This is a genomic window from Streptomyces sp. NPDC001714, from assembly GCF_042892755.1.
In the GTDB taxonomy this organism is placed as follows: domain Bacteria; phylum Actinomycetota; class Actinomycetes; order Streptomycetales; family Streptomycetaceae; genus Streptomyces.
The window spans coordinates 1-3,180 of sequence record NZ_JBIAUL010000060.1 but is presented as its reverse complement, the minus strand read 5'-3'; the positions used below and the strand labels follow the sequence as shown (position 1 = coordinate 3,180).

Below are 3,180 nucleotides of genomic sequence, written 5' to 3'. Positions count from 1 at the left end.
TGGGTGGCTGGTCGTTGTTTGAGAACTGCACAGTGGACGCGAGCATCTGTGGCCAAGTTTTTAAGGGCGCACGGTGGATGCCTTGGCACCAGGAACCGATGAAGGACGTGGGAGGCCGCGATAGTCCCCGGGGAGTCGTCAACCAGGCTTTGATCCGGGGGTTTCCGAATGGGGAAACCCGGCAGTCGTCATGGGCTGTCACCCGCTGCTGAACACATAGGCAGTGTGGAGGGAACGAGGGGAAGTGAAACATCTCAGTACCCTCAGGAAGAGAAAACAACCGTGATTCCGGGAGTAGTGGCGAGCGAAACCGGATGAGGCCAAACCGTATGCGTGTGAGACCCGGCAGGGGTTGCGTATACGGGGTTGTGGGATCTCTCTTCCACGGTCTGCCGGCCGTGGGACGAGTCAGAAACCGTTGATGTAGGCGAAGGACATGCGAAAGGTCCGGCGTAGAGGGTAAGACCCCCGTAGCTGAAACATTGACGGCTCGTTTGAGAGACACCCAAGTAGCACGGGGCCCGAGAAATCCCGTGTGAATCTGGCGGGACCACCCGCTAAGCCTAAATATTCCCTGGTGACCGATAGCGGATAGTACCGTGAGGGAATGGTGAAAAGTACCCCGGGAGGGGAGTGAAATAGTACCTGAAACCGTGTGCCTACAAGCCGTGGGAGCACCTTTTGGGGTGTGACTGCGTGCCTTTTGAAGAATGAGCCTGCGAGTTTGCGGTGTGTTGCGAGGTTAACCCGTGTGGGGTAGCCGTAGCGAAAGCGAGTCCGAAGAGGGCGTTTTAGTAGCACGCTCAAGACCCGAAGCGGAGTGATCTAGCCATGGGCAGGTTGAAGCGGAGGTAAGACTTCGTGGAGGACCGAACCCACCAGGGTTGAAAACCTGGGGGATGACCTGTGGTTAGGGGTGAAAGGCCAATCAAACTCCGTGATAGCTGGTTCTCCCCGAAATGCATTTAGGTGCAGCGTCGTGTGTTTCTTGCCGGAGGTAGAGCACTGGATAGGCGATGGGCCCTACCGGGTTACTGACCTTAGCCAAACTCCGAATGCCGGTAAGTGAGAGCGCGGCAGTGAGACTGTGGGGGATAAGCTCCATGGTCGAGAGGGAAACAGCCCAGAGCATCGACTAAGGCCCCTAAGCGTACGCTAAGTGGGAAAGGATGTGGAGTCGCAGAGACAACCAGGAGGTTGGCTTAGAAGCAGCCACCCTTGAAAGAGTGCGTAATAGCTCACTGGTCTAGTGATTCCGCGCCGACAATGTAGCGGGGCTCAAGCGTACCGCCGAAGTCGTGTCATTCCAGAATTAGGGCCAACGCCTTCTGGGATGGGTAGGGGAGCGTCGTCTGCCGGGTGAAGCAGCCGTGTAAGCGAGTTGTGGACGGTTGACGAGTGAGAATGCAGGCATGAGTAGCGATTCACACGTGGGAAACGTGTGCGCCGATTGACTAAGGGTTCCTGGGTCAAGCTGATCTGCCCAGGGTAAGTCGGGACCTAAGGCGAGGCCGACAGGCGTAGTCGATGGATAACCGGTTGATATTCCGGTACCCGCTGTGAAGCGTCAAACATCGAACCTTCTGATGCTAAGGCCGTGAAGCCGCCCTGATCTCTTCGGAGTTGAGGGGAGTGGTGGAGCCGCTGATCCAAGGTGGTAGTAGGTGAGTGATGGGGTGACGCAGGAAGGTAGTCCAGCCCGGGCGGTGGTTGTCCCGGGGTAAGGGTGTAGGCCGTGCGGTAGGTAAATCCGTCGCACATCAAGGCTGAGACCTGATGCCGAGCCGATTGTGGTGAAGTGGATGATCCTATGCTGTCGAGAAAAGCCTCTAGCGAGTTTCATGGCGGCCCGTACCCTAAACCGACTCAGGTGGTCAGGTAGAGAATACCGAGGCGTTCGGGTGAACTATGGTTAAGGAACTCGGCAAAATGCCCCCGTAACTTCGGGAGAAGGGGGGCCACACCTGGTGATGGAATTTACTTCCTGAGCTGGGGGTGGCCGCAGAGACCAGCGAGAAGCGACTGTTTACTAAAAACACAGGTCCGTGCGAAGCCGTAAGGCGATGTATACGGACTGACGCCTGCCCGGTGCTGGAACGTTAAGGGGACCGGTTAGCTCCATTTCGGTGGGGCGAAGCTGAGAACTTAAGCGCCAGTAAACGGCGGTGGTAACTATAACCATCCTAAGGTAGCGAAATTCCTTGTCGGGTAAGTTCCGACCTGCACGAATGGCGTAACGACTTCTCGACTGTCTCAACCATAGGCCCGGTGAAATTGCACTACGAGTAAAGATGCTCGTTTCGCGCAGCAGGACGGAAAGACCCCGGGACCTTTACTACAGTTTGATATTGGTGTTCGGTTCGGCTTGTGTAGGATAGCTGGGAGACTTTGAAACGCGGACGCCAGTTCGCGGTGAGTCGTCGTTGAAATACCAGTCTGGTCGTGCTGGATGTCTAACCTGGGTCCGTGATCCGGATCAGGGACAGTGTCTGATGGGTAGTTTAACTGGGGCGGTTGCCTCCTAAAGAGTAACGGAGGCGCCCAAAGGTTCCCTCAGCCTGGTTGGCAATCAGGTGTTGAGTGTAAGTGCACAAGGGAGCTTGACTGTGAGACCGACGGGTCGAGCAGGGACGAAAGTCGGGACTAGTGATCCGGCGGTGGCTTGTGGAAGCGCCGTCGCTCAACGGATAAAAGGTACCCCGGGGATAACAGGCTGATCTTCCCCAAGAGTCCATATCGACGGGATGGTTTGGCACCTCGATGTCGGCTCGTCGCATCCTGGGGCTGGAGTCGGTCCCAAGGGTTGGGCTGTTCGCCCATTAAAGCGGTACGCGAGCTGGGTTTAGAACGTCGTGAGACAGTTCGGTCCCTATCCGCTGTGCGCGTAGGAGTCTTGAGAAGGGCTGTCCCTAGTACGAGAGGACCGGGACGGACGAACCTCTGGTGTGCCAGTTGTTCTGCCAAGGGCATGGCTGGTTGGCTACGTTCGGGAGGGATAACCGCTGAAAGCATCTAAGCGGGAAGCCTGCTTCGAGATGAGGACTCCCACCCACTTGATGGGGTAAGGCTCCCAGTAGACGACTGGGTTGATAGGCCGGATCTGGAAGCCAGGTAACTGGTGGAGGTGACCGGTACTAATAGGCCGAGGGCTTGTCCTCAGTTGCTCGCGTCCACTGTGTT

General features: G+C 56.9%; 1 rRNA gene. It reads left to right on the top strand.

Annotated elements, in window-relative coordinates:
• Positions 1–50: 50 nt before the first annotated feature.
• Positions 51–3,158 (top strand): 23S ribosomal RNA (locus ACFY0P_RS52000).
• Positions 3,159–3,180 lie beyond the last annotated feature (22 nt).